This is a genomic window from Nostoc sp. (assembly GCF_036917575.1).
Lineage (GTDB): Bacteria > Cyanobacteriota > Cyanobacteriia > Cyanobacteriales > Nostocaceae > Nostoc.
On record NZ_JBALDC010000050.1, the window covers coordinates 297,156 to 319,622 of the forward strand.

Consider the following 22,467-nt stretch of genomic DNA (forward strand, 5'->3'; position numbering starts at 1 on the left):
CTGATGATGCCAGCTGTTATAACTTAGCAGCACATAAAGCAGCACCTATTAGGCCAACTTGCGGGTTGAGGATAACATACACAGGGATATCTTCTAGGAGGCGGCGCATCCTACCTTTTTGGGTGAAATTTAATAAAAAACCGCTACTTTGGATTAAAGGCAGGATTTTGGGCGCAATACCACCAGCGATGTATAAGCCACCGTAAGGTAGGAGTTTCAAGGCGAGATTGCCGGCTTCTGCACCATAAGCGTCTATAAATAATTGCAAAGTTTGTTCTGAGAGGCGATCGCTACCTTGCAATGCAGCTTCACCAATGACAGCACCAGCATCAACACTTTTCTCTTCCTTTCCCGCTTCTTGTTCCCAAGTTCTGACGACTTCGGCAATATCTGGTGATTCAGTGGCAAATTTGCGATCGCGCAAAAATTGGTAAATTGCCACAATTCCCATTCCAGAAACGACGCGTTCCACAGAAAGGCGCTGGATATCATGTTTACCCAATAGGTATTTTAACAGTTGAAACTCGATCTCATTGCGAGGAGCAAAGTCAGCGTGTCCACCTTCTGAAGAAAAAACTTGATAGTCGTTTCCTTGTTTAATTAAAAATCCTTGCCCTAAACCAGTACCAGCACCAATAATTGCAACCGGGGCTTCCGGTTTATAATTGCCAACTTGCAACGCGTGCAAGTCTTGTTTTTCTAAACCTGAAATGCCATAACCAATCGCTGCAAAGTCGTTAATCAAAGAAATGTACGGGATACCCAATTCTTCTTGGAGACGTTCAGTATCCAGGAACCAGACTAAATTGGTTAGTTGGGCAGTATTTTTGACAATAGGGCCTGCGATCGCAAAACAAGCTTTTTCTGGTAGGGGTGTATTAGCTTTGAGCAAAAACTGCTGCACTATCGGTACTAAATCGGGAAAATCAGCACTGTGGTAACTTTCTCGAAAAATAGTATGTAAAGCTGATGAATCTGATGTTTCAACTAATTGCAGAATAGTTTTCGTCCCGCCAATGTCTCCTGCTAGCAATAAAGTCATAAAATTTATTCGCGAATTAATTACTTTTTTTGTAGGATATACCCAACGTACCAGAAGCCATGAACGCAAATCTCGATCAGAGGTTTAAGCAAATCGAATAACTTCTTCTACGTGGGTTAAATGGGAAGTATCTCCCGTTAGTTCTAATAACCATTCTGGGTCTTGGCGTACCACTTTTACTAGAGAACATAAAGAAGCTTTAACTTCTGTTTTGGCAATTTCCCCCACTAGCCCCATTGCTCCGCCCAACACAGATGCACCATGTGCTAATAGTAGGATATTGTCTGGGAGGAACTCAGTAGCTAAACATCTAGCAGTTTGTCCAGAACGTTCTCGCACTTTTTCGCGAGTTTCAGGATATTTGGCGGCGATGCGCGAAGTATAGCTGGTGTCAATTCTGGGGAATAACTCTGCTAATACTGGAGTTGAGAGTCTTTCGGGTTCTTCCGTCATCCAAACTGGGTTTAGCCATTCACTCAAGCCTGTTTCGAGTTTAATTGGCAAGTTGAGCATTTCTGCAACTGCGTTTGCCGTTTGTATAGTTCGCAGGAAAGGAGAAGCGAAAATATGTCCAATCTTTTCTTTTTTCAATCGTTTAGCTAACTGCTGTGCCTGCACCATACCATCATCAGACAAAGGTGGATCGTAGCGTCGTTCGGCGGTAAGAAACCAATCAGGGTTTACGAAATCGAGGCGGTTAGCGTGTCTTGCGATCCAGATTATTTGACTCATGGGTTTTATTATTCTGGTAAATAGAATTCGCCGCTAAACAAATATATAAATATCTGCAAGGAGGGCTACAAATATTAATATATGACAAAAATCGTAATAATATTTAATAATATTACTAATTAGGAAAAGTTATAAATGCTGTCAATGTAGCTTTTCTTAAAGTCTTTTTAGCCAAGTTTCTAAAGCAATATCGACTATAGTAATCTGCTGAAATGTTTAAGATTACAATAGTGATACTTTGCTTATAGCCTTTTTCGCCATTTTTCTAAAGCTAACTCAACTAATCCATTTAGAGAATCATAGTAATCAAATTTATATGTATTAAGTGTTCCACCCCCAATAACATGAGTATATTCATTAATATCAATTTCTAGTAATTGCCTTTCCTTATATATTAAAGGTTCCGAGTTATTAAGTTTCCTAGCTATTCTGTTTCTATCTTTAGAATGTTGAATCATGATTTTATATTCTTTATGATCCCTAGAACCTTTATTTGATACTATTTCATTCATTATTTTTATTCTAGTTGAAAATGTTTTTTTGGATAAATTAATCTTTGCACCAATTCCACTTGGTACATATCCTTCTAACAAAGCATTACCTTGCCAATCTGTCCAAATTCTTGCTCTACTTATGCGGTCACTACTATTATTTTTTAAACCTAACCATAAAAATATAATTGGGATTCCTTTACTATCAAAGTAAAATTCAGCACAAAACTTACTTGTTTTACTATTACCATTCCCATATTTAAAACTAACACCAGAAGATATTTCTTCCATCCGTTTATCAAAGCTAAGAACCTTTTGACGAATTTTCAATATTCCTTCTTGTTGTTCAGAAGAGCATTTAGCTAGACGGTTCATCAGTCCTCTAGAAGGTTGAGGTATATCTTCATTTCTCTCTCTGTCCTGATGAGGAATTTCTATTTTTGAAACTTTTTCATTATCTAAATCTAATTTTTTTATCTGTAAATAATAATTAAAATCATCTGATACAACTGTAAATTCAAAAAAATCAATAGATAAATGATGATATTTCTTATCTATAAAATTATCTCTATGAAAATTAGGCTTAATTGCTATCAAGTTAATAGGTTGTTGATAGTCTATTTCGTCTTCTAAAGGTTTTACCTCCTGCAAAGCGTCATAATATCGAGTTAGCTGCTGAACAATATATCTGTCTTCACCGTTTTTCAATTCCAGCACTACTAACTGTCTCTTCTCATTCAAGGCTAAAATATCGCAAATTTGACCTTTAACATAATATTGCCGCTTTAATGGAATTAATCCGAAAAGTTCCTTTAAATTCGCCCAGACAAAATCTTCTAAATCAGCTTCAGTCGCAAATTTCCAACTATTACCCGTTTTTATTAAATTCACGAAATCCATTATCTAGCTATAACTTGAGTAAATTACTACCTTTAGTATTCCCAAAGCTAGATATGAATTTATACAATTGCTTACAACTTCAACCATCCAAATACTTGCCCTACAGTTAATTGAAAACCACTAATTAAATCGGGAACTGGTAATATTCATTGTGATTATTGTAAAAGTTCTGGTTGCTGCTTTGGTGGATAAACTAAAACCGAACGATCGCCTGGGTCAATTAACCAACCTAAACGACTACCATACTTTAAACAAAATAGAATTGGTCATTTGTCATTAGTAAATAATCAATGCCCTATACCCAAGCAAAACGGTAAGTAGCAGTGGTAATATGTTTTCATGGCTGCTCTGATCCTTGCTATTGATGAACAAACTATTGGATGAAACGCTGTCAATCAAAATTGCTGAACAAATAAACAGCAAAGCTAGCACTCCATTTGATAATGCTTATAAAGCAGCATTATCTACTGAGGGAGCAAGGTACATTCAGGGATTTTTAGTTTTTGCTGGGAAGCCATACAGACCGATTGAACACAGTTGGATTGAACTAGGCAACGCCTCCGATATCCGCATTATCGATCCCACATTACCTCACCTGAATAAAAATCCCCAAGAAATCTGGTATTTTGCAGCACATAGTCTGACTGTTAAAAAACTGAAAGCGATCATTGAAGAATCAAAAGAAGATTATCCAGAAGACGATCCATTGCCAATCTATAGCGATCCACCTTATGAATATTACGGTGATGTAATGTTAGGTGGTCAAGACTATCTGGCAGCATATCAAGCCGCAGAGGCTAAGTGCAAAGAAATCAATGAACTAAACCCTGAAAGTAATTAATAAAAATGAATTAAGTAATTCATAATTACGAATTACGTTACTAACACTTCGCCACAATTTCGATTATTAATGAGATATTCTACAGGGTCATAGACCTATAAGTAATTATTTTACTTTTTACCTTTTCTGTGATATCGCCTGTAGCCATTCAATCAGGGGTCTTAAGGTTCCTGGCAATGCTGACTCACTGACAGTCACTGTATGCTGTTTACCGTTATCTTCTACTGTTAACTTATACTGAAAGCGATCGCTTTGGGGAGTTGGCGAAGTAATCAGTTCTGGTAGCCTAAATAAATCAGCTGCTTCCACCAGTCGGGGAAGTGTGCTGGCTTCATTTGGCGGGAGAGTGTCTGTATCAACGGTGGTTTTCTTGGTAATCCCAGCAAAGCCGCCCGTGCGTTCAAACGATATCCGCATTTTTTTGCTTTACGTTGTGCTACTTAGTTAGGAGAAAATACAAAGACTGGGAGATGATAGTTTTTACCTCCCAGTTTAGCAATAACAAACAATACATCTAAAAAAGTTAGAAGTTGAGAGTCAAAAAACTCCTCACTCCTAACTCTAAATAACTCCTACTTTTTTCCAAGCGTTTTGTACAGCTTTTTGCTCATTACTGTCATTACCATACAGTTCGCCAGCAATTTGAATGGTGACACTGGCAGCTTTTTTAAAATCTGCATTAGGACGTAGGCGATCGCGTAAAGCTATATACCAGATTTTACCAGCTTTTTCCCAGGCATAGCCACCAATCTCAACAGCCGCTAGATAAAAGGCATAGTTAGGGATTCCTGAGTTGATATGCACCCCAGCATTATCTTCAGTACCAGTATATTTATCTTTCACATGGGCTGGTTGAGGATCTTTACCCATTACAGGGTCATCATAAGCTGTTCCAGGTGTTTTCATGGAGCGGAGGGCAACACCTTTGACAGTCGATACCAAAAGGCCTTCACCAATGAGCCAATCTGCTTCTTGTGCAGTCTGATTTTTAGTCTTTTGTTTCACTAAAGAACCAAAGACATCAGAAAATGACTCATTCAGTGCCCCAGGTTCGCCATAATACTGTAAGCCTGCTTCGTACTGGGTTATACCGTGAGTTAACTCATGCCCAATCACATCAATTGATTTCGTGAAGCGTTGAAATAGTTCTCCGTCGCCATCACCATAAACCATTTGGTCGCCGTTCCAAAAGGCATTGTCATATTTGACACCATAATGCACAGTGGAGTCTAAACGTAGTCCTTTATCGTCAATGGAATTGCGATCAAACATCTCATGAAACAAGTCATAAGTAGCACCCGCAGCATCGTAGGCTTCATTCACTGTTGGATCGCTGCTGGGAGGATCGCCTTCAGCACGCACCAGCGTACCAGGAAGTTGCTGCCCATTTTTGGCATCGTAGATGGTGCGGCGCTTCTCACCAGGAGAAGGCGCAAATGAGATATTACCTACGACGTTTCTCCGTCCTAAAAATTGTGCCGAAATATTTAATGTATGAAATGCCCAAGTACGTTGCTGGGGATTGCCATTCACCACAACATTTTTTAGTATATGGGGTGGGATAATACAACAAATAGGGCATCTAGAGTATGGTGATTGCTCATGCTTGAAACCGACTGATTTCTTTTTATTTCGAGCCATCCAAGATATTCTCCTTTTGAAACTAAGTGATGGCAAACAGTGGCTTTAACTCCACTGGAGAAAAAAGCAGAAAAACGAATCCAAATCGTGTATTCCTGGTTTCTTTTCTGAAGAAAATTTTCTACTCTGTATTTTTGGATAGGTCTGTAAAGGATTGATCGTACTCTCATGGGTACTTACGATGTGGAAATATTGTATAAAAACACAAAGTTAGCTTAATTACTGCAAGTTTCAGCCAAAACTCTTGTGTGAGTTAGCAAGACCTCCTTTACAGACCTAATGCGTTTATATATTAGTTCCGATCGCGAGAAATAATATTATTTATTACTGTTTTGTTACTATCAAGCTGTTAATGCAATAAATGCCTATTGGAGACAGGCTAATCTCAAATTTAGGCATCCAAAATCGAGAATTTTCATAAACAGCCGCCAAACACTGCTAGACCATAATATTTCCAAGGTACTGCAACTATCTTAAATCCCGCTTTGCTCAACATTTGTAAATGAGTCTCTAAGCTAGCTAGCTGGTCTTGACTAGAGTAACCTTGAGTAGTGCTGGTAGCACGTTTAGCACGGATCTCTGTCAAATTAATTCCCTGTTCAACTGCCCATTCCTCTCGTGCTACCTTGTAAATTTCTGCTAAAGCTGGTGATTCTGGTAAAGTAGGGTCTGCATTCCAAAAACAGCCGTCTTGAGTGAGGCTAGCTGCAATTCGCTCAAATAACTTCAATTTCATTTCATCTTGGAGATGGTGAATTGCCAAAGATGAGACACAAGCATCAAATTCGCCACCAATATCCAATTTCTCTGGATTATTTGCCCAGTCGCCAAAATCTGCTTGTATACCAGTCCAGCGTTGTTGATATCCAGATGCTGTAATTTTATCTTGGGCAAATTGCAACATTCGAGGTGAGTAATCTAGGGCAATTACTTGGGCATCTGGAAAGCGGTTAAGTATCTTGAGACTAAGTTCGCCTGTACCACAGCCTAATTCTAAAATACGCCGACTCGTAGAAGGCAGACAACGGGTAATTACCTCCAGCATCTCATCGTATCGCGGTAACAGTTGGCGAATACCAGTGTCAAAATCAGCAGTGTTGGCGAATACCTCTCCAGGAAATAGCTTTTGCATGGGGATTGTAACTAATAATATATATTAATCAATATTAACCATTTGTTTTTATTAAGATATATACTACATCGGTCGGATGGACTCTAAAAATATATATTTTTGAGATAAAACCACAGATAATTTATTTATCTTTATCTTACAAAGCAATATGTATCGAAATTTTTTAACAATTGTAGGGTTTTTAAATTTATTTTCTTTGCATCAAGCTAAAATTTATTTCCATAAACTAATTAGTTCAACAATAAGCTGTCTTATTCTTAACCTCTATCTTCCATCAGTTGCAAAATTGACATCAAATGCACTAAGCTAGCTCTAGCGCAAGGGGCTTCGCGCTGACTGTATTTGGTTGGGCAAAAGATGGATTTTAGTCAGACTTTAATTGCAAAAAGTGATGCCATTCTCGATCAATGGGTAGAAGCGGTTTACCAAGATGAACAAATTGAAGCTACTAATGAACTTACTTTCAAAGCTGTAAAGGATAGCTTACCCCGCGTTTTGAAAGCATTAGCAACAGTACTTTCTGAATCTGAAGCCAGCGATTTGCAGACAGTAGTAGATGCTAGTTTAGAACATGGTAGACTTCGCGCCCAACAGGGATTTGAACCAGAGGAAATTGCGCGAGAGTATCGTTTACTCCGGTTTGTGATTTTTTCGTTTTTAGAAGAAGATTTATTACAAGGATCTGCACAAGAAGTGCTAAGGGCTGTTCGCTTGATTGATACAGTAATTGATGAAGCGATCGCGCGATGCTTTAATAGTTATACTCAAGGACGATTACAAGAGCTTAAACAACTCCAAAGTCAGTTGCGGTTAACTAACCAAGAGCTAACTCGTTTGGTTCGCGCTAATAAAGAGAGTCTCTCTCATTTGGCTCATGAACTGAAAACGCCCCTGACTTCAATTATCGGTTACGCAGACTTATTTCTGCGCCAGCAGCGTCAACAATCAGAATTCAAGGACACCTATACAAATCTTGAAAGTATCGAGCGAGTTCTCAAAAGTGGTAGACTTCTTGTGCGGTTAATTAACGATACTCTGGAAATTTCGCGTTGTAATGCCGGACAGATGAAATTGCAGCCGACTTTAACCGATGTGCGTAGTTTAATTAACTTTGTTTTAGAGATAATTGAACCATTAGCGCGTGCGAAAGAATTATCCTTGGTTGTTGAATGCGATCGCGCCCCAAGTCAAGTTAACACAGATCCTCTTCGGCTTCAACAAATTCTGACAAATCTGCTGAGTAATGCAATTCGCTACACAGAATCTGGTTCAATTCATCTAGAGTGCTGGACGATATCTCAACAGCAATGGGCTATCTCTATTACTGATAGTGGTATTGGTATTTCTTTGGATGCTCAAGCACAAATCTTCAATCCCTATTTTCGGGAAGTAACTTCTCCCCAAGTGCAAAGTTCTGATGGTACAGGATTAGGTTTAGCAATAGTTTCTCAATTGGTTCAGTTAATGGATGGTGAAATTAAAGTAGATTCACAGCTAGGAAAGGGGTCTACATTTACAGTAATTTTCCCATTGGAAGCAATCGTCCCGGTATGACTGTTGCTTTCCTAAAATCAAAACTTGAGAGTAAAATTGCAACTTAAACTGGTGCGTTACACTGCGTTAACGCACCTAAAATTGGTACATCTACTCGTCAGTTTGACCAACGCGGCGGATAGTCAAAATGTCGCTCATTTTCTTAATTTGCACGAACACTTGCTCTAGTTGAGAGCGATCGCGTATATCTATTCCTAAGTCGATCAATGCTGGTTGACCAGTAGAGGTTTTCACCTGGGCATGACGGACATTGATACCTTGGTCACTTAACCGTGATAAAATATCCTTTAGCACCCCAACGCGGTCAAGAGCTTCAATTTGAACATCTACTGGGTACGTATGCGGACGGCCACTATTTTCGGCGGCTGGGTTCCACCTAACTGGTACTAAGCGCTCAAACTCCACAGTTTCCAGATTATGGCAGCCTTGGCGATGAATTGAAATCCCCCTACCTCGCGTCACCACACCAATAATTGGTTCGCCAGGAATCGGGGTACAACACCCAGCTAAATAATACACCAAACCTTCCACCCCAAAAATTGGCGAATCAGTGGAACGTGAGGTAGTTAAAGGTGCATCTCGCAAAGCTTTTGATGTGGCTGGTTCTTTGGGAATAAATAGCGACACATTGGAAACTGGTTGTTGTCCCTTGGCTACTTCTCGCCAGCGATTTAGCACTAGGTTCAAGGTAATCTCTCCGTAACCCAAACCAGCAAGTAAATCTTCTACGCTGTGGTAATTACACTTTTCGGCGACAATCTGCATCGCATCTGACTTTAAGAGACTATCAAAACCAGTTTTGCCAAGTTCCTTTTCTAACAACTCTCGTCCACGCGCGACATTTTCTTCGCGGCGCGATCGCTTGTACCATTGTTTTATGCGATATTTCGCTGCTGAAGTTCTGACAAAGTTCAACCAATCCAAACTCGGATGACAGTTCTTTTGGGTGAGAACTTCTACAATATCGCCATTTTGTAGCCGCGTTGATAGCGGTACCATTCGCCCATTCACCCGCGCCCCTGAACAATGGTTTCCCACTTCTGTATGAATGCGATAAGCAAAATCTATAGTGGTAGCACCAGGACTTAAAGGAACAACATCTCCTTTCGGGGTAAAAACATATACATCATCTTCAAATAGATTATCTTTGACGCTATCAAGGTATTCTTGTGCATCCTTGAGATCGGTTTGCCATTCCAGCAGTTGCCGCAGCCAAGTAAACTTGTCATCTGTGTCTGTCAAATGACTAATGCTAGAACCTCCTGTCTCTTTATACTTCCAATGGGCGGCAATCCCATACTCGGCAATATGATGCATTTCGATTGTCCGAATTTGCACCTCCAAAGGACGACCTGTTAATCCAATCACCCCAGTGTGCAATGATTGGTAACGATTAGGCTTTGGCAGTCCAATATAGTCCTTAAATCTCCCAGGAATTGGACGAAAAACATCATGAACCACCGCCAACGCTCGATAACAATCCTGATTGGTTTGAACAATAATCCGCAGTGCCGCCAAATCGTAAATCTCATGAAATTCCTTTTGCTGGCGGTGCATTTTTTGGTAAATGCTATAAAGGTGCTTGGGGCGACCGCTAATCTCTTGAAAGTGGATTTCGGCTTGCTGCAAACGCTCTTGCAACATATTCGTAGCTCTAGCCAATTTCTCTTCTCGCGCCGTCCGCTTTTCAGAAACATGCTCTTGCATTTGGCGGTAAGCTTCTGGTTCCAAATACTTAAAAGCCAAATCTTCCAGTTCCCATTTAATTCGCCAAATCCCCAAGCGATTGGCTAAGGGTGCAAATATATCTCGTGTTTCCTGGGCACTGCGGCGGCGGCTGGCCTCTGACATATATTGTAAAGTTCGCATATTATGCAAACGATCTGCCAATTTCACCACAATTACCCGAATATCTTGCGCCATTGCCAAAAACATTCGCCGGAAGTTTTCGGCTTGGCTTTCGGTTTTGCTGGTGAAATTGATTTTAGAAAGCTTGGTGACACCTTCGACCAATAGCCTCACTTCTGGGCCAAAGCGTTCTTCTATTTCTTGACTTGTAACTTCTGTATCTTCAACGACATCATGGAGAAATCCAGCTGCTATCATAGCAGCACTACCTCCCAAGTCACGCAGCAATTCAGCCACAGCAATGGGATGAGCAATGTATGGTTCTCCTGATTTGCGATATTGACCTTCATGCAATTGGTAAGCAAATTCAAATGCTCGACCAATTAAGACGGCATCATTATGCCTTCGGTCATCTTCTCCTGCGCCGCTACTTGTCGATGACTCCTTCAAACATTTTTTTAACCATTCGGGAATGGCAAGGTCAACTGATGAATTTATCGCTATACTGCTCATACAATTTGGGTTTAGAGAGGATCGGTAGATAAGTGAATGATAAATAAAACTAGCAGCATCGCCCTGATAAAGATGCTGTTGCCCAAAGACGGGTTGGAAAAAGCAGTGTAAGGACGATTCTCCAATTGCCAGTGGTAGTCATCCAGTTTGAATTTCAAGAATCGTTAAAGAAAGAAAGAAAATTCATTGATGGCAAACAAAGCCCCAAATTACGATTTGAGGCTTTTAGTGCTAATAAGTCTTTTAGAAAGTTTATTGTAAAAGAAAAATTACTTGACATTAATACTATCTTAACTAGCACTGGATGTCTTTAAATCGTGAGAAATATCTGGCATTCGTAACTTTGTTAGAGCAATTACGCTCCGATGCCACAACTACCCAAATCGTTGCACTAGAACTGCGGCAGCGTGCAGCCACGTTGCAGCAATTTTTCGGGCAACAGATTGTGCCTTTGGCTGATGAAAACTGGCGAGTGCAGTCTTATCAAACGGAGATGAGCAAGCAATTGCGCCTGTTGGCAATAGATGTGATGTTTTTCCAAGGAGCGCGGCAAGCATCTACTGCCCAAACGAGACTTCAAACGATTAGCGATCGCTTGACAACTCTCATTCAATACTGTAATGCCATTCTGCAACCAGAAGCGGAAGGAGAAAAATAACAATTGTTTACCTTTTTCTCTAATTTCTCCATCATCTCATTTATGACGGATGATGAAAAGTTATTTTGGCAACAAGTTGAGACTGGGGATTGGGGATTGGGGATTGGGGACTGGGGACTGGGGATTGGGGACTGGGGATTGGGGACTGGGGATTGGGGACTGGGGACTGGGGATTGGGGACTGGGGACTGGTTATTCCCCTTGTCCCCCAAGTCTCTCTATTTCCCATTCCCAATCCCTTTGAGGAGAAGATTCATGGTGCGGCGCATGTATGCTTCTACTGGCTCAGTTGTGGGTTTGAAGATCAGTGCATAATATAGTGAACCGCTTACAAGGTCGATAATTAAGTCTACGTCTGCATTTTTATGAATTTCGCCTCTAGATTTGGCACGCTCAAGTACTTTAGAAAAGGCTTCACGTCGGAGTTTCGTATATTTTGTCCAATAGACCTCAGCAAACTGAGGATTTCTAGACGCTGTACTAACGATCAAGGCAAGTGTCTGACGACCAAGGGGACTATCTATTTTTTTGGCGGCATTCTTAATCAGGATATCCATGTCTCCCCAAAAGCTGCCAGTATCGGGGATCGCTAAATCATCTCTGAGACTTTCTATCGCGTCTGCAACTAATTCTTCTTTGGAAGTGTAACGCCGATAGATGGTTGTTTTACCAACTCCAGCACGAGAAGCGATCGCTTCTATACTCATGCTTTCATATCCTACCTCTGCAAGCAGATCCAAAGTCGCTTGCAAAATCGCTTGATCGGCGTGGATGCTGCGTGGGCGTCCAGAGGTGATGTTGATTTGCTTACTCATAAAAATATCATCCCCAAGCAATATCTTCTTGGCCATTTGCTTTATCTGAGAAACAAATAAGCCTTATAACCCAATTCTCATGCACTAAAACAGCAACAATGACCATCCATCTTTAGCATAAGTATTTCTGCCACATTTGAGGAAAAACTCTCTTGACCATTTTTATATGATACGCTACCGTAGCGTATATATACAATACTTAATTTGAGCTTTGGCGTCAGCGTAGCAAAACCAAGGCATTGCTTAACATCTCCCAAATATTATTTTGTGCTAAATAATGGCTACCAACATTAAAGGTTCTAGTTTTGACGAATTTGGTTATGTCCACGGCCCATTGAAGTGGGCGATCGCCTTTACGGCTTCTATTGGTGCGATATTAGAAGTAATTGATACTAGTATTGTTAACGTTGCCCTGACAGATATACAGGCTAGTTTGGGTGCGACTGTCAGTGAAGTAGGTTGGGTGGTAACTGGATATGGGATCGCAAATGTCGTTTTAATTCCCTTATCGGCATGGCTAGGAGATTACTTTGGACGCAAAACCTACTTTATCTTCTCGTTGATTGGCTTTACCCTGGCCTCGGTTTTATGCGGTTTGGCATTTAATCTGCCAATGCTAGTTTTTTCTCGAATTCTTCAAGGTTTATGTGGTGGCGGGTTGCTAGCTAAAGCCCAAGCAATTTTGTTCGAGACTTTTCCACCTGCTGAACAAGGTTTGGCCCAGGCAGTTTTTGGGGTAGGTGTAATTTCTGGCCCAGCAATTGGCCCAACTTTAGGGGGATTCTTGGTAGATGGTTTGGGCTGGCGCTGGATTTTCTTTGTTAATATTCCCTTCGGGATCATTGCAGTGGCGATGTCCTTGGCATTTTTACCCAAAGATAAAGAGAAGAGAGAGAAACAAAGCCAAGCCGTCGATTGGTTCGGGATCGGGTTTTTAGTTATTGCTATTGGCTGTATGCAAACTTTGTTAGAGGAAGGAGAGAAAGACGACTGGTTTTCTTCCGATTTTATTACGACGTTAGCGATCGCCAGTATTATCGGTTTGGGATTGTTTATTTGGCGAGAACTGAAAACAGATCACCCTGCTGTGGATTTGAGAGTTTTGCGCCACCGTTCTTTAGCTGCGGGAAGCGTTCTCTCAGCAGTGGTGGGTATGGGGCTTTATGGTACACTCTTTGCTGTGCCGATATTTGCTCAGAGTGTGCTGCACTTTACGGCAACGCAGACAGGACTATTGTTAGCACCCGGTGCTTTAGCGTCTGCGATCGTTATGGTTTTATTAGGCAAACTGTCTAGTAAAATTGATGCCCGATTTTTAATTGCAATGGGCGCTGTCGGATCGTCTGGAGTCATGTTTCAACTAGCAGCAATTACCCCACAAACTGGCATAGATGATTTATTTTGGCCATTGGTATGGCGTGGGGCTTTTACTGTGTTGATGTTTCTCCCTTTGAGTTTGGCAGTTTTAGGCCCGCTACCCAAACAGGATATTTCTGCCGGCTCTGGTTTCTACAACCTCACCCGACAACTGGGTGGTAGCATAGGCATTGCTCTACTCACCACTTTGCTTGACCGACGAGAAGCTTTTCATCGAGCCATCCTCTTAACAAAACTTACTCCTTATGACCCAGAAACCAGTCAGCGCCTTGACTTCCTCAATGGGGCACTTCAAAGTCAAGGTATAGATGCGACAACAGCGCAACAACAAGCACTAGCTTTATTAAGTCAAACAGTAGATATTCAAGCTGCGGTTTTGTCTTATGCAGATTGCTTTCGAGTGGTAGGTATAGGGTTCCTTTGCTCATTACCTCTGTTGCTATTTCTGGGTAAAGGCGGTGCAGGAGCAAAAGCGCCAGTCGGGCACTAGTAGTCTGCCAACCCAAAGATGCGCTTTTTCGGGCTGGGGAAAGGGGAAAGGGAACTGGGTTTGGGATTTAAAACCTTTCCCCCTGCCCCTTATCCCCAGAGGGGGCCCCACCTTCCCCCTTACCCAATAAAGAGCTTTCGTCACGAAAGCGAACTACTAGGGTAAAGGAAATAGCGATCGCATCCCTATTCTAAATTCTCTGACTGCAAAACTACGTAATAACACGGCTTCAGAATTATTCTCTGCCGAAAGTTACAACAGAAAATTAATACATACTGATTGATTTGGATGAAAAAAATAAAAGTCCCACTCAGTTTTGAGCGGGACTATGTGAAGTCTTATTGCTAAAATGAGAAATCTTAATCTTAGAAAAAGTTCATGATTGTAATAATCCCAACGCTAGTTAACATCATTAAAGCGCCCATAATTATAGATTGGCCTAATGGATTGCTGAATTTTGCATTGTTCATTTAAGTAAAATCCTTTTTATTAATAGTTCCTTAACCATATCAAAATCAGTATAAATATCTATAAAAGTCATGTAAAACTTAAATTACCGTAAAGTTTCTTCATAAATCCTCTTATCTAAGTTTTTGTATAATTTTTACTAAGTAACTATAAATAGTTATTTTTATTGTCTCATTCCCCATGCTCAAAATGTAGTAATTTCCGCACAGAATAATTACCTTATATCCGAGCGGAATAGGCGTATTAATGGAGTAAGATCGATATTAATCAAGGTAGAAATATTTGAAAAGAAAATTATCATGACAGTCTCCACAGCATCTAGAAACCAAGCGATCGCTTTTGACTTAGAAAAATTAAATGAGCAATTTGAAACTGCCACTCCCAAAGAAATACTGGCATGGTCTATAGAGAATATCCCAACGGGACTGGTGCAAACAAGCGCCTTTAACGTGGATGACATGATAATTACTCATATTCTTTACAGTGAACTGAAGCATCCCGTTCCTGTGATCTTTCTCGATACCTTGCACCACTTCCCTGAAAGCTTAGAATTAGTAGCCAAAGCCATACAAATCTATAACCTGGATTTGCAAACTTACAAAACTCCAGATGTAGACACCCGCGAAGCTTTTGAAGCCAAATACGGTGACAAACTCTGGGATAAGGATATTGCCCAATTCCACAATATTACAAAAATTGAACCATTATTACGGGGTCTAGACGAACTCAACAGCGTTGCTTGGATTACCGGACGCCGCCGTGACCAAGCAGTAACCCGTGCAAATATGCCCATATTTGAATTAGACGGTAAAGGTCGGCTGAAAGTAAATCCCATAGCCAGATGGACACGCCAAGACAGCTGGGTTTACGTGGCTGAACACGGAGTCATCTACAACCCCCTCCACGACCAAGGTTATCCCAGCATAGGCGACCAACCCATTACCACCAAAGTAGGTCAAGGCGAAGACGAACGCGCCGGACGTTGGCGGGGAAGTGAAAAAACTGAATGTGGAATTCATATTTAAGGGGAAGTAGGGAGTGGGGAATAGAATAAAAGAAGAATTTCCCCCAACTCTCCCCTTCTCTGCTTACTCTGAGCCTTTGCGGTTAGATAATACTGTTACACAACAAATTTAGGCAAGCAATTACAAACTGCTTAAATCATAAGTGTTTTGGGATTATCAAGCGTGCTATTCGTAATAGATGTAGATAGCTGGCATTGCTCCCTTGACGATCGCAGATGTATGTAATGCTTACTGATGGGCTGCACCAGGCAATTCACCAGTTACGGTACGGTGGGTGTGATCCCAATACAGTTCGGATAAGCACTCTTCATCTAAGAGTGTAGTTTGGGAAAACGGAAAAGGTTTTAATTTAGCCTTTTCTCAGAAATTCTGATAATTATTTGTAATTGCTTACCTACTTCGTATAAGTTCATTCTTAATTGCATGATTAAATTATCAGTAAATAGCAGCTACTTGCTGGTTTATTAAGAGTTAATGGCAGATGGAGAGTAAATGTAAGTGTGACAAATGGTGTTAAGGCAAATATTGAAAATTCTGCTGGTTACAGGCTCTATTTGGTTCGGTGTTGCACTTATTGCAAGGGCTACTGAAGTATGCTCTCAACAGATACAAAATGAATCTGCGTTCGCAAAAGTACTACGCGATTTCAGGACGATTAGAGAGATTCCACGACTAGGCGAAGTAGAATTTCCTAGCACAAGGCACGATTTCTTAGGAGTTGTTACGCCAACTTTCCTTAGACGAAGCAGTTTTGTTTGATGATTCTCTTCCTTGCGATTGCTCTTCCAAGAAAACTTTTAGCTAAATCCCTGTATGCTGTGGTTGGGCGACACCTTTAGCAACCCCTCTAGTGTACCCACTTTCAAGACGCTGTATAGCCTAGATGCGGCGATCGCTCAGTTAAGTGTAGTAGAGGGTGTTGCGATCGCAATCGTCGTGCATTACAACAAGATTCAGCAACTCATGTCAAGGACTTAGTGCAACAGCCAAGATCGTAATGAAAGCAACTAAGCGAGCTGCTTCGACTAAAAATAAAGTCGCCATTCTGCAAGATACTAAAAATACTTGTGGTTGAGCAGTCAAAGGCTATGAAGATAATTACATCAGCACAATACCATCAACAGCATATAGAAAGCCGCAAGGGTTATGAGGTTGTCTACAACACTGAAGGTTACGATCGCATTGTCAAATATAGCGATCGCTATGTTACAGGCAGTTATCGAGAAGTTCAACTGCGACACGGAGTCCGTCTGCTACTGTATGATGGCACATGGCTTAAAGACTTAAGTGTAGAAACCTTGTTTGACAGTCATCAATGGATTGTAGCAAGGTTTTCCCTGGCAGGAAGTGGTAGGATATTGATTTCTGGAAATCAAGATAAATCCTTCAAAGCTGATTATATACACCAAGCTGGTAAAAACTATTTATTTTATTTGTCAGATATTAAACAAATTGACGAAGTGGCAGTAGGTACAGAACTAACAATTTTAATTCTCTTCAATTTTGATTTCTTCAGGTCATTTGCTACAGGTTCAGAAGTTCTACCCGAACCATTACAAGTATTGCTAGAGTCTGATACTCTGCCTCTATTCCATCGTCAAGTTGGTCAAATCACCCACCAAATGCATTTAGCCTTAGAGCAAATTTTGCATTCTCCTCATCAGGGGATGATGAAGCGGATGTATTTAGAAAGCAAAGTTATCGAACTTCTATCGTGGCAATTGACTCAGTTTGTCGAAATTGAACAGGGACAGTATCCAGTTACTAGTCTCAAGCCTGTTGATGTGGAAAGGATTTACCAGGCTAAGGAAATTTTAATTCAAAATCAGATCGAGCCACCTTCACTTATGGACTTAGCACAACTTGTTGGGCTGCATCATATGAAGCTAAAACTTGGCTTTCGTGAGATTTTTGGGACAACTGCATTTGCTTGTTTGCGGGATTACCGTTTGGAACAAGCAAAGCAGTTTTTACAAGAGGGCAAAATGACTGTGGAAGAAGTGGTAAATGTGGTTGGTTACTCACATCTAGGTCATTTTAGAAACGCTTTTAAGCATAAGTTTGGTATTACCCCTGGTGCTTGTCGAGCCGGGAAAAAGATTGTTATGGGATGATGATTTTTTATTCTATGGAATAATAAGGATTGGGATTGGGAATAAGTTTTGTAGTGTGTGTTATGCCACTCTCTTACGCACCCTACCAGATTAGATATGGGAATAAGATAGTAAAAGTTAATACTACACCATCACCGCGACAAGTTAAAACTTGTCCTTTATGGCCTAATTTTTGTCCTCCATGGCCTAGATTTGTTGTCCTGTAAATACGTAAGCTCCTTAAAATAGTTGCAAATTATTTTTAATAAAAATTTGGACTAAATTTGTGTGAGGAGCAATATCTTGCAACAACCTTGGCGATTTTTTATTTTTAATCTAGGGATTGGGATTTTTGTCCCCCTATTAATGACTCAAGGAGCATTGGCTGAGTCAAAACAGAGTCAAGTCATCACTGAAATACCTACAGTCATTGATTCCCAACCGCTCTCAACCGATGCCAAAGACTTGTTATCTCAAAATATAGAGAATGATTTAGTGGTGAAAATCACTCAAATTAAGGTGAACACCACAAATAAAGGAATTGACGTAATTTTAGAAACAACTGCATCAGAGAAATTACAAATAGCTGTCAAGAGTCAAGGTAATAACTTCATTGTTGATATTAAAAATGCTCAATTGTTTCTACCATCAGGTAACAAATTTAGCCAACAGCAACCAGCACAGGGAATCACTGCTATAACTGCCACTAACTTTGATGCCAATACTATCCGGCTGACAGTAACGGGTGAAGCGGGTTTACCAGTTGTGGAGTTGTATGATAGCCCGAAGGAAGGTTTGGTTTTTGGTGTTGCGAGTGCGGCTGCTTCTGGGCAACTTGGGCAACAACCACCTTCACAACAGCCGGAACCTCAACAGCCACCAAACCAGACACAGCCACAGCAACCATCAGCTTCTGGTGATGAACCGATTGAGTTGGTGGTGACAGGGGAGCAAGATGGGTATCGCGTACCCAATGCTTCCGCCGCCACCAGAACCGATACGCCCCTGCGTGACATTCCCCAATCGATTCAGGTAATTCCTCAAGAGGTTCTGCGCGATCAACAAGCTACCAGTACTTATGAGGCGCTCAAAAACATCACTGGTTTGACTCTGACCGGTGCCGGTGGTGCCAATACTGGTAATGTAGGTATCCGATTTCTGACTCGAGGGTTTGAGGGCAATGCGATCAGGAATGGGTTGCCAACTGGATTTGCGGCTAATTCGATTGAAGTATCTAATATTGAGCGAATTGAATTGCTCAAAGGTCCAGCTTCAGTTCTGTTTGGTGAGGGCAGTCCAGGTGGGACGCTGAATGTGATTACCAAACAGCCTCTGCGCGACCCTTTTTATGCCATTGAAGCAACCGTTGGCAGTGATGATCTTTACCGGGGTGCTGTGGATCTGTCTGGACCACTGAATGACTCAAAGACATTACTATATCGACTGAATACGTCTTACCTGGATAGAGAGGCAACCACTGATTTTTTCAACAACAGAGTGTTTTTCATTGCGCCTGTCCTGCGTTGGGACATTAGTGAGAAAACCAACTTGACTCTAGAGGGAGATTACACTGACCAAAAAACTGAAAATGCCGTGCGGGGTTTACCCGCCGAAGGCACTGTCCTTGCCAACCCCAATGGTAAAATACCGCTTAATCGCTACATTGGTGAAACTGACAGTAATCAAGAAGGGAAGACGGGTAGAGTAGGATACAAACTGGAACATCAGTTGAGCGACAATTGGTCATTCCGAAACGCTTTCAATGCAACGTTTTTTCGATACAGTTTTGACAAACTTGCCTTTCCTGTCAATCTTGAGGACGACAAGCGAACCCTGGATCGTATTGGTATTACCGACTATAAAGAGTATTACAATGCCTATAACTTGACAACAGATGTGATTGGTAAATTCTCCACTGGCTCCGTTCGCCATCAATTACTATTTGGAGTCGATCTCAGTCGAACCGACACCCTTGAATCAAGCGGTAAGTATACCACTGCGCCATCCATTGACCTGTTCAATCCTGTGTATGGTCAGCCGTTAGGTACTGTTGTCAGTTCTCAATATAAGTATTCCAGTTCGAGTGATACACTGGGCGTTTATGTTCAGGATCAGGTCAATTTGACTAATAATCTGAAGTTGCTGCTAGGTGGTCGGTTTGATACCTCCAGATCCACAGATAGAGATGACTTAGCCAACACAGAAAGCAGCAAATCGAGTGATGCCTTCACTCCTCGTTTTGGCATCGTCTATCAGCCCATAGAGCCGATTTCACTGTATGCCAGCTACAGCCGCTCCTTTACTCCAAACACTGGACAAGATTTTTATGGCAATCTGTTTGAACCCGAACGCGGTACTCAGTATGAAGTGGGCATCAAGGCAGATATTAGCAGCAAACTATCGGCAACCCTTGCCTTTTACGACCTGACCAAGTCCAATATTCTCACGGCCGATCCAGATCCAACTCATGTTAACTTTCAGATCCAAATTGGCGAACAGCGCAGCCGGGGAATTGAACTGGGCCTGTCCGGTGAAATCTTGCCGGGATGGAAATTCTATGGTGGCTATGCCTATACTGATGCTCAGATTACAGATGATACCGATTCTAGTATTATTGGTAAGAAATTGAGCAATACGCCAGAAAATTCTTTTAACCTGTGGACAACCTATGAAATTCAAAAAGGTTCCTTGCAAGGGTTGGGGTTTGGTCTGGGCTTTTTCTTTGTCGGCGACAGGCAAGCCGATTTGGAAAATAGCTTTAAATTGCCCAGCTATTTCACAACCGATGCTGCCATCTTCTACAAACGAGGACGGTTACGCACACAGCTCAATTTCAAAAATCTGTTTGATGTAGACTACTTTGACACTGCCCTTAACCAGCTGCGTGTTTTCCCTGGTGAGCCGTTCACCGTACAGGGTACAATTTCGTGGGAGTTTTAAGCTGACCTAGCCCCCTAAAAAGGCTACTGTGTACACACAAGTCTTTTTAGGAGAGTAACAAAAACTAAACCAACGAACATCAGCTATGAACTCTAAAAAACTCCACAACTTGGTATTTATTCTACACCGCTACACTGGTTTAGCTGTGGGACTGATTGCAATTATTGTCGGCTTGACTGGTAGTCTATTGGTCTTCCACACCGAAATAGAAAACTTTGCTCAACAGCGCCCAATTTATACAATTACCCCTCAAGGTCAACCACTGCCCATTGAAGTTGTAATAAATACTGTAAAAAAGACATATAGCAATCAACCAGATGTAACTCTCCAGTCGGTTTACCTGCCCACAAAGCCAAGTGAGCCGATGAATGTTGTGCTGAAAACCAAAGAAAATGACTGGACAGAAAATTACGTTAACCCTTACACAGGAGCAATTTTCGGTAATAATTTAAATTTAAAGTCAAGCTTTGTACAAAAGTTTTTTGAAATCGTCTACCCACTCCACTATAGTCTTTTAGCAGGTGACTGGGGCTATAAGTTTCTGGGCATCATTGGTTTACTGATGTCTTTCATGAGCATTACAGGGATTATCCTTTGGCCTGGTTGGCGCAAATTGATATCTGGATTCAAAATCAAGTGGAATGCTCATCCCAAGCGGGTTAACTTTGATGTTCACAAAGTTGCTGGGGTGATTACAGTAGTATTCCTCATCTTCACATTTTTCACAGGATTTTGCTGGAGCTTCAGTGAGTTCGTTAACCCGATGATCTATACTCTAACCTTCTCTAACCAGCAGCAAGCAAGTCCGGTTTCTGTCCCTATTGCCGGGAAGTCTCCACTCCTACTAAAAGAGCAATTAAAAATCGCTCAAGCTGCTTTACCAAATGGCTCGCTCAGGAGTATTTCTTTTCCAAGTAAACCAGAAGAAGTCTTAACGGTCAACTTTAAGCAGACTCAAAAAGATGTAGACTATGATGTTTATCTCGACCAATACAGTGGTAAAGTTTTACGAGTCCATAGTTCTTTGCAGATATCGTTAGGCGATCGCATCGTCAACTCCTTTGTGCCTCTACACTTCGGCACTTTCTGGGGACTGCCATCCCGAATTTTCTACGTCTTTGTCGGACTTGCACCGTTGGTTTTGTTCATCACTAGCTTTGTCATGTGGTGGTATCGCTACAAAAAAAATCGCTCCCCGCAGACAAGAGAACTGGCTGAGTTGAAAGCAGAGAATTAGATTATAAAGCCAGCAATTTCACGATCTCCCTTGTTGAAATAATTTGTATGCGTTGATCTGTGCTGATGTAAATCGCTCTTGATAGATTATTCTTGGGTTGGTTGCGGTTTTACTTCAACGGAAGTTTTAACAGACCTGAGATAGGTTAATAAGTAAGTGGACATAATTAAGTATAAAATGCCAACAACGCAAACTCTCTACTGTTGAGGCTTTTACCTTCTACTTACAATCGCTTTTAAGCACAAGTTTGGTGTTACCCCTGGTGCTTGTCCAGCTGGAAAGATTGTTGTAGAATGATGATTTTGTTTTCTATGTCTGGATTGAACGGTAGGTTTTACCCCACCCTAACCCTCCCCTCATACAGCCTACGGTGTACACACAAGTACTATCTGAAAGGGTTTCAGGCGTTATAGACCCCTTAAATTGTCATTACGAGCGCAGTGATAACGGAGCTAAGTAATCACATAATCCCGTGGTTTAAACGATTGCTTCGTCGTTCCTCCTCGCAATGACAGGCTTCCAGAGCGATCGCACAATCCTATTGCTAGAGGACGAAACCAAGTGTCAGGTGGAATTTTACGACTTGTGTGTACACCGTAGCCTCATACAGCAGAGGGAACTAGATTTCTGTTTACCGCTTGTAAACGGGGGGATTAAGGGGGGTAAAAACT

General features: G+C 41.3%; 19 protein-coding genes and 1 pseudogene. 10 read left to right on the top strand and 10 right to left on the bottom strand.

Going from position 1 to position 22,467, the window contains the following annotated elements; all coding sequences use genetic code 11:
* Positions 1-16: 16 nt before the first annotated feature.
* The 4 genes and pseudogenes from V7K79_RS14735 to V7K79_RS14750 form a co-directional block, all read right to left on the bottom strand.
* Entirely contained in the window at positions 17-1,042 is a 1,026-nt protein-coding gene (locus V7K79_RS14735) for a glucokinase (RefSeq protein ID WP_335048725.1), read from the bottom strand.
* Positions 1,043-1,126: 84 nt separating this feature from the next.
* Entirely contained in the window at positions 1,127-1,774 is a 648-nt protein-coding gene (locus V7K79_RS14740) for a histidine phosphatase family protein (RefSeq protein ID WP_335048727.1), read from the bottom strand.
* A 242-nt stretch (positions 1,775-2,016) separates the two neighbouring features.
* Entirely contained in the window at positions 2,017-3,156 is a 1,140-nt protein-coding gene (locus tag V7K79_RS14745; RefSeq protein WP_335048729.1) for an endonuclease NucS domain-containing protein, read from the bottom strand.
* An 80-nt stretch (positions 3,157-3,236) separates the two neighbouring features.
* A pseudogene (locus tag V7K79_RS14750) lies at positions 3,237-3,428 on the bottom strand (Uma2 family endonuclease); the annotation flags it as partial.
* Between the two features lie 101 nt (positions 3,429-3,529).
* Here V7K79_RS14750 and V7K79_RS14755 point away from each other — a divergent pair.
* Positions 3,530-4,006 carry a hypothetical protein gene (locus tag V7K79_RS14755; RefSeq protein WP_335048731.1) on the top strand — a complete coding sequence of 159 codons (477 nt, stop codon included), beginning with the start codon at positions 3,530-3,532 and terminating at the stop codon, positions 4,004-4,006.
* Between the two features lie 117 nt (positions 4,007-4,123).
* Here the strand turns inward: V7K79_RS14755 and V7K79_RS14760 are convergent, their stop codons facing one another.
* The 3 genes from V7K79_RS14760 to V7K79_RS14770 all read right to left on the bottom strand — a co-directional run bounded on the left by V7K79_RS14760 (position 4,124) and on the right by V7K79_RS14770 (position 6,779).
* On the bottom strand, positions 4,124-4,423 hold the full coding sequence (locus tag V7K79_RS14760) for a protealysin inhibitor emfourin (protein WP_335048733.1): 300 nt from the start codon (positions 4,421-4,423) through the stop codon (positions 4,124-4,126).
* A 144-nt stretch (positions 4,424-4,567) separates the two neighbouring features.
* On the bottom strand, positions 4,568-5,647 hold the full coding sequence (locus V7K79_RS14765) for a M4 family metallopeptidase (protein ID WP_335048735.1): 1,080 nt from the start codon (positions 5,645-5,647) through the stop codon (positions 4,568-4,570).
* Between the two features lie 415 nt (positions 5,648-6,062).
* Positions 6,063-6,779: a class I SAM-dependent methyltransferase gene (locus tag V7K79_RS14770; RefSeq protein ID WP_335048736.1), complete on the bottom strand. Its 717-nt coding sequence runs from the start codon at positions 6,777-6,779 to the stop codon at positions 6,063-6,065.
* Positions 6,780-7,136: 357 nt separating this feature from the next.
* Between V7K79_RS14770 and V7K79_RS14775 the strand changes: the two genes are divergently transcribed.
* On the top strand, positions 7,137-8,333 hold the full coding sequence (locus V7K79_RS14775) for a HAMP domain-containing sensor histidine kinase (protein ID WP_335048738.1): 1,197 nt from the start codon (positions 7,137-7,139) through the stop codon (positions 8,331-8,333).
* Positions 8,334-8,423: 90 nt separating this feature from the next.
* On the opposite strand, the gene V7K79_RS14780 is transcribed toward V7K79_RS14775, so the two are convergent.
* A complete protein-coding gene (locus tag V7K79_RS14780; protein ID WP_335048740.1) occupies positions 8,424-10,694 on the bottom strand; it encodes a RelA/SpoT family protein in 2,271 nt (756 codons plus the stop codon).
* An 11-nt stretch (positions 10,695-10,705) separates the two neighbouring features.
* Complete coding sequence (locus tag V7K79_RS14785) at positions 10,706-10,852, bottom strand: hypothetical protein (RefSeq protein ID WP_335048742.1); 147 nt, start codon at positions 10,850-10,852, stop codon at positions 10,706-10,708.
* A 146-nt stretch (positions 10,853-10,998) separates the two neighbouring features.
* On the opposite strand from V7K79_RS14785, the gene patD reads away from it, so the two are divergent.
* The gene (gene patD / locus V7K79_RS14790) at positions 10,999-11,352 is read left to right on the top strand and encodes a heterocyst frequency control protein PatD (RefSeq protein ID WP_335048743.1); all 354 of its coding nucleotides are present in this window, start codon (positions 10,999-11,001) and stop codon (positions 11,350-11,352) included.
* 42 nt (positions 11,353-11,394) lie between these two features.
* On the top strand, positions 11,395-11,595 hold the full coding sequence (locus tag V7K79_RS14795) for a hypothetical protein (protein ID WP_335048744.1): 201 nt from the start codon (positions 11,395-11,397) through the stop codon (positions 11,593-11,595).
* On the opposite strand, the gene V7K79_RS14800 is transcribed toward V7K79_RS14795, so the two are convergent.
* A complete protein-coding gene (locus tag V7K79_RS14800; protein WP_335048745.1) occupies positions 11,570-12,166 on the bottom strand; it encodes a TetR/AcrR family transcriptional regulator in 597 nt (198 codons plus the stop codon). The two genes, V7K79_RS14795 and V7K79_RS14800, sit on opposite strands and share 26 nt — an antisense overlap.
* Before the next feature lie 277 nt (positions 12,167-12,443).
* Between V7K79_RS14800 and V7K79_RS14805 the strand changes: the two genes are divergently transcribed.
* The 6 genes from V7K79_RS14805 to V7K79_RS14830 all read left to right on the top strand — a co-directional run bounded on the left by V7K79_RS14805 (position 12,444) and on the right by V7K79_RS14830 (position 21,796).
* Positions 12,444-14,033 carry a DHA2 family efflux MFS transporter permease subunit gene (locus V7K79_RS14805; protein ID WP_335048747.1) on the top strand — a complete coding sequence of 530 codons (1,590 nt, stop codon included), beginning with the start codon at positions 12,444-12,446 and terminating at the stop codon, positions 14,031-14,033.
* Positions 14,034-14,800: 767 nt separating this feature from the next.
* Positions 14,801-15,526: a phosphoadenosine phosphosulfate reductase gene (cysH, locus tag V7K79_RS14810; RefSeq protein ID WP_335048749.1), complete on the top strand. Its 726-nt coding sequence runs from the start codon at positions 14,801-14,803 to the stop codon at positions 15,524-15,526.
* Between the two features lie 813 nt (positions 15,527-16,339).
* Positions 16,340-16,504 carry a hypothetical protein gene (locus V7K79_RS14815; protein WP_335048751.1) on the top strand — a complete coding sequence of 55 codons (165 nt, stop codon included), beginning with the start codon at positions 16,340-16,342 and terminating at the stop codon, positions 16,502-16,504.
* Positions 16,505-16,614: 110 nt separating this feature from the next.
* Positions 16,615-17,640 (top strand): helix-turn-helix transcriptional regulator, encoded by a 1,026-nt coding sequence (locus tag V7K79_RS14820; protein WP_335048752.1) that lies wholly within the window; start codon positions 16,615-16,617, stop codon positions 17,638-17,640.
* Between the two features lie 267 nt (positions 17,641-17,907).
* The gene (locus V7K79_RS14825) at positions 17,908-20,559 is read left to right on the top strand and encodes a TonB-dependent siderophore receptor (RefSeq protein WP_335048754.1); all 2,652 of its coding nucleotides are present in this window, start codon (positions 17,908-17,910) and stop codon (positions 20,557-20,559) included.
* An 85-nt stretch (positions 20,560-20,644) separates the two neighbouring features.
* Positions 20,645-21,796, top strand: coding sequence for a PepSY-associated TM helix domain-containing protein (locus V7K79_RS14830; RefSeq protein WP_335048756.1), 1,152 nt, complete (start codon positions 20,645-20,647; stop codon positions 21,794-21,796).
* Positions 21,797-22,467 lie beyond the last annotated feature (671 nt).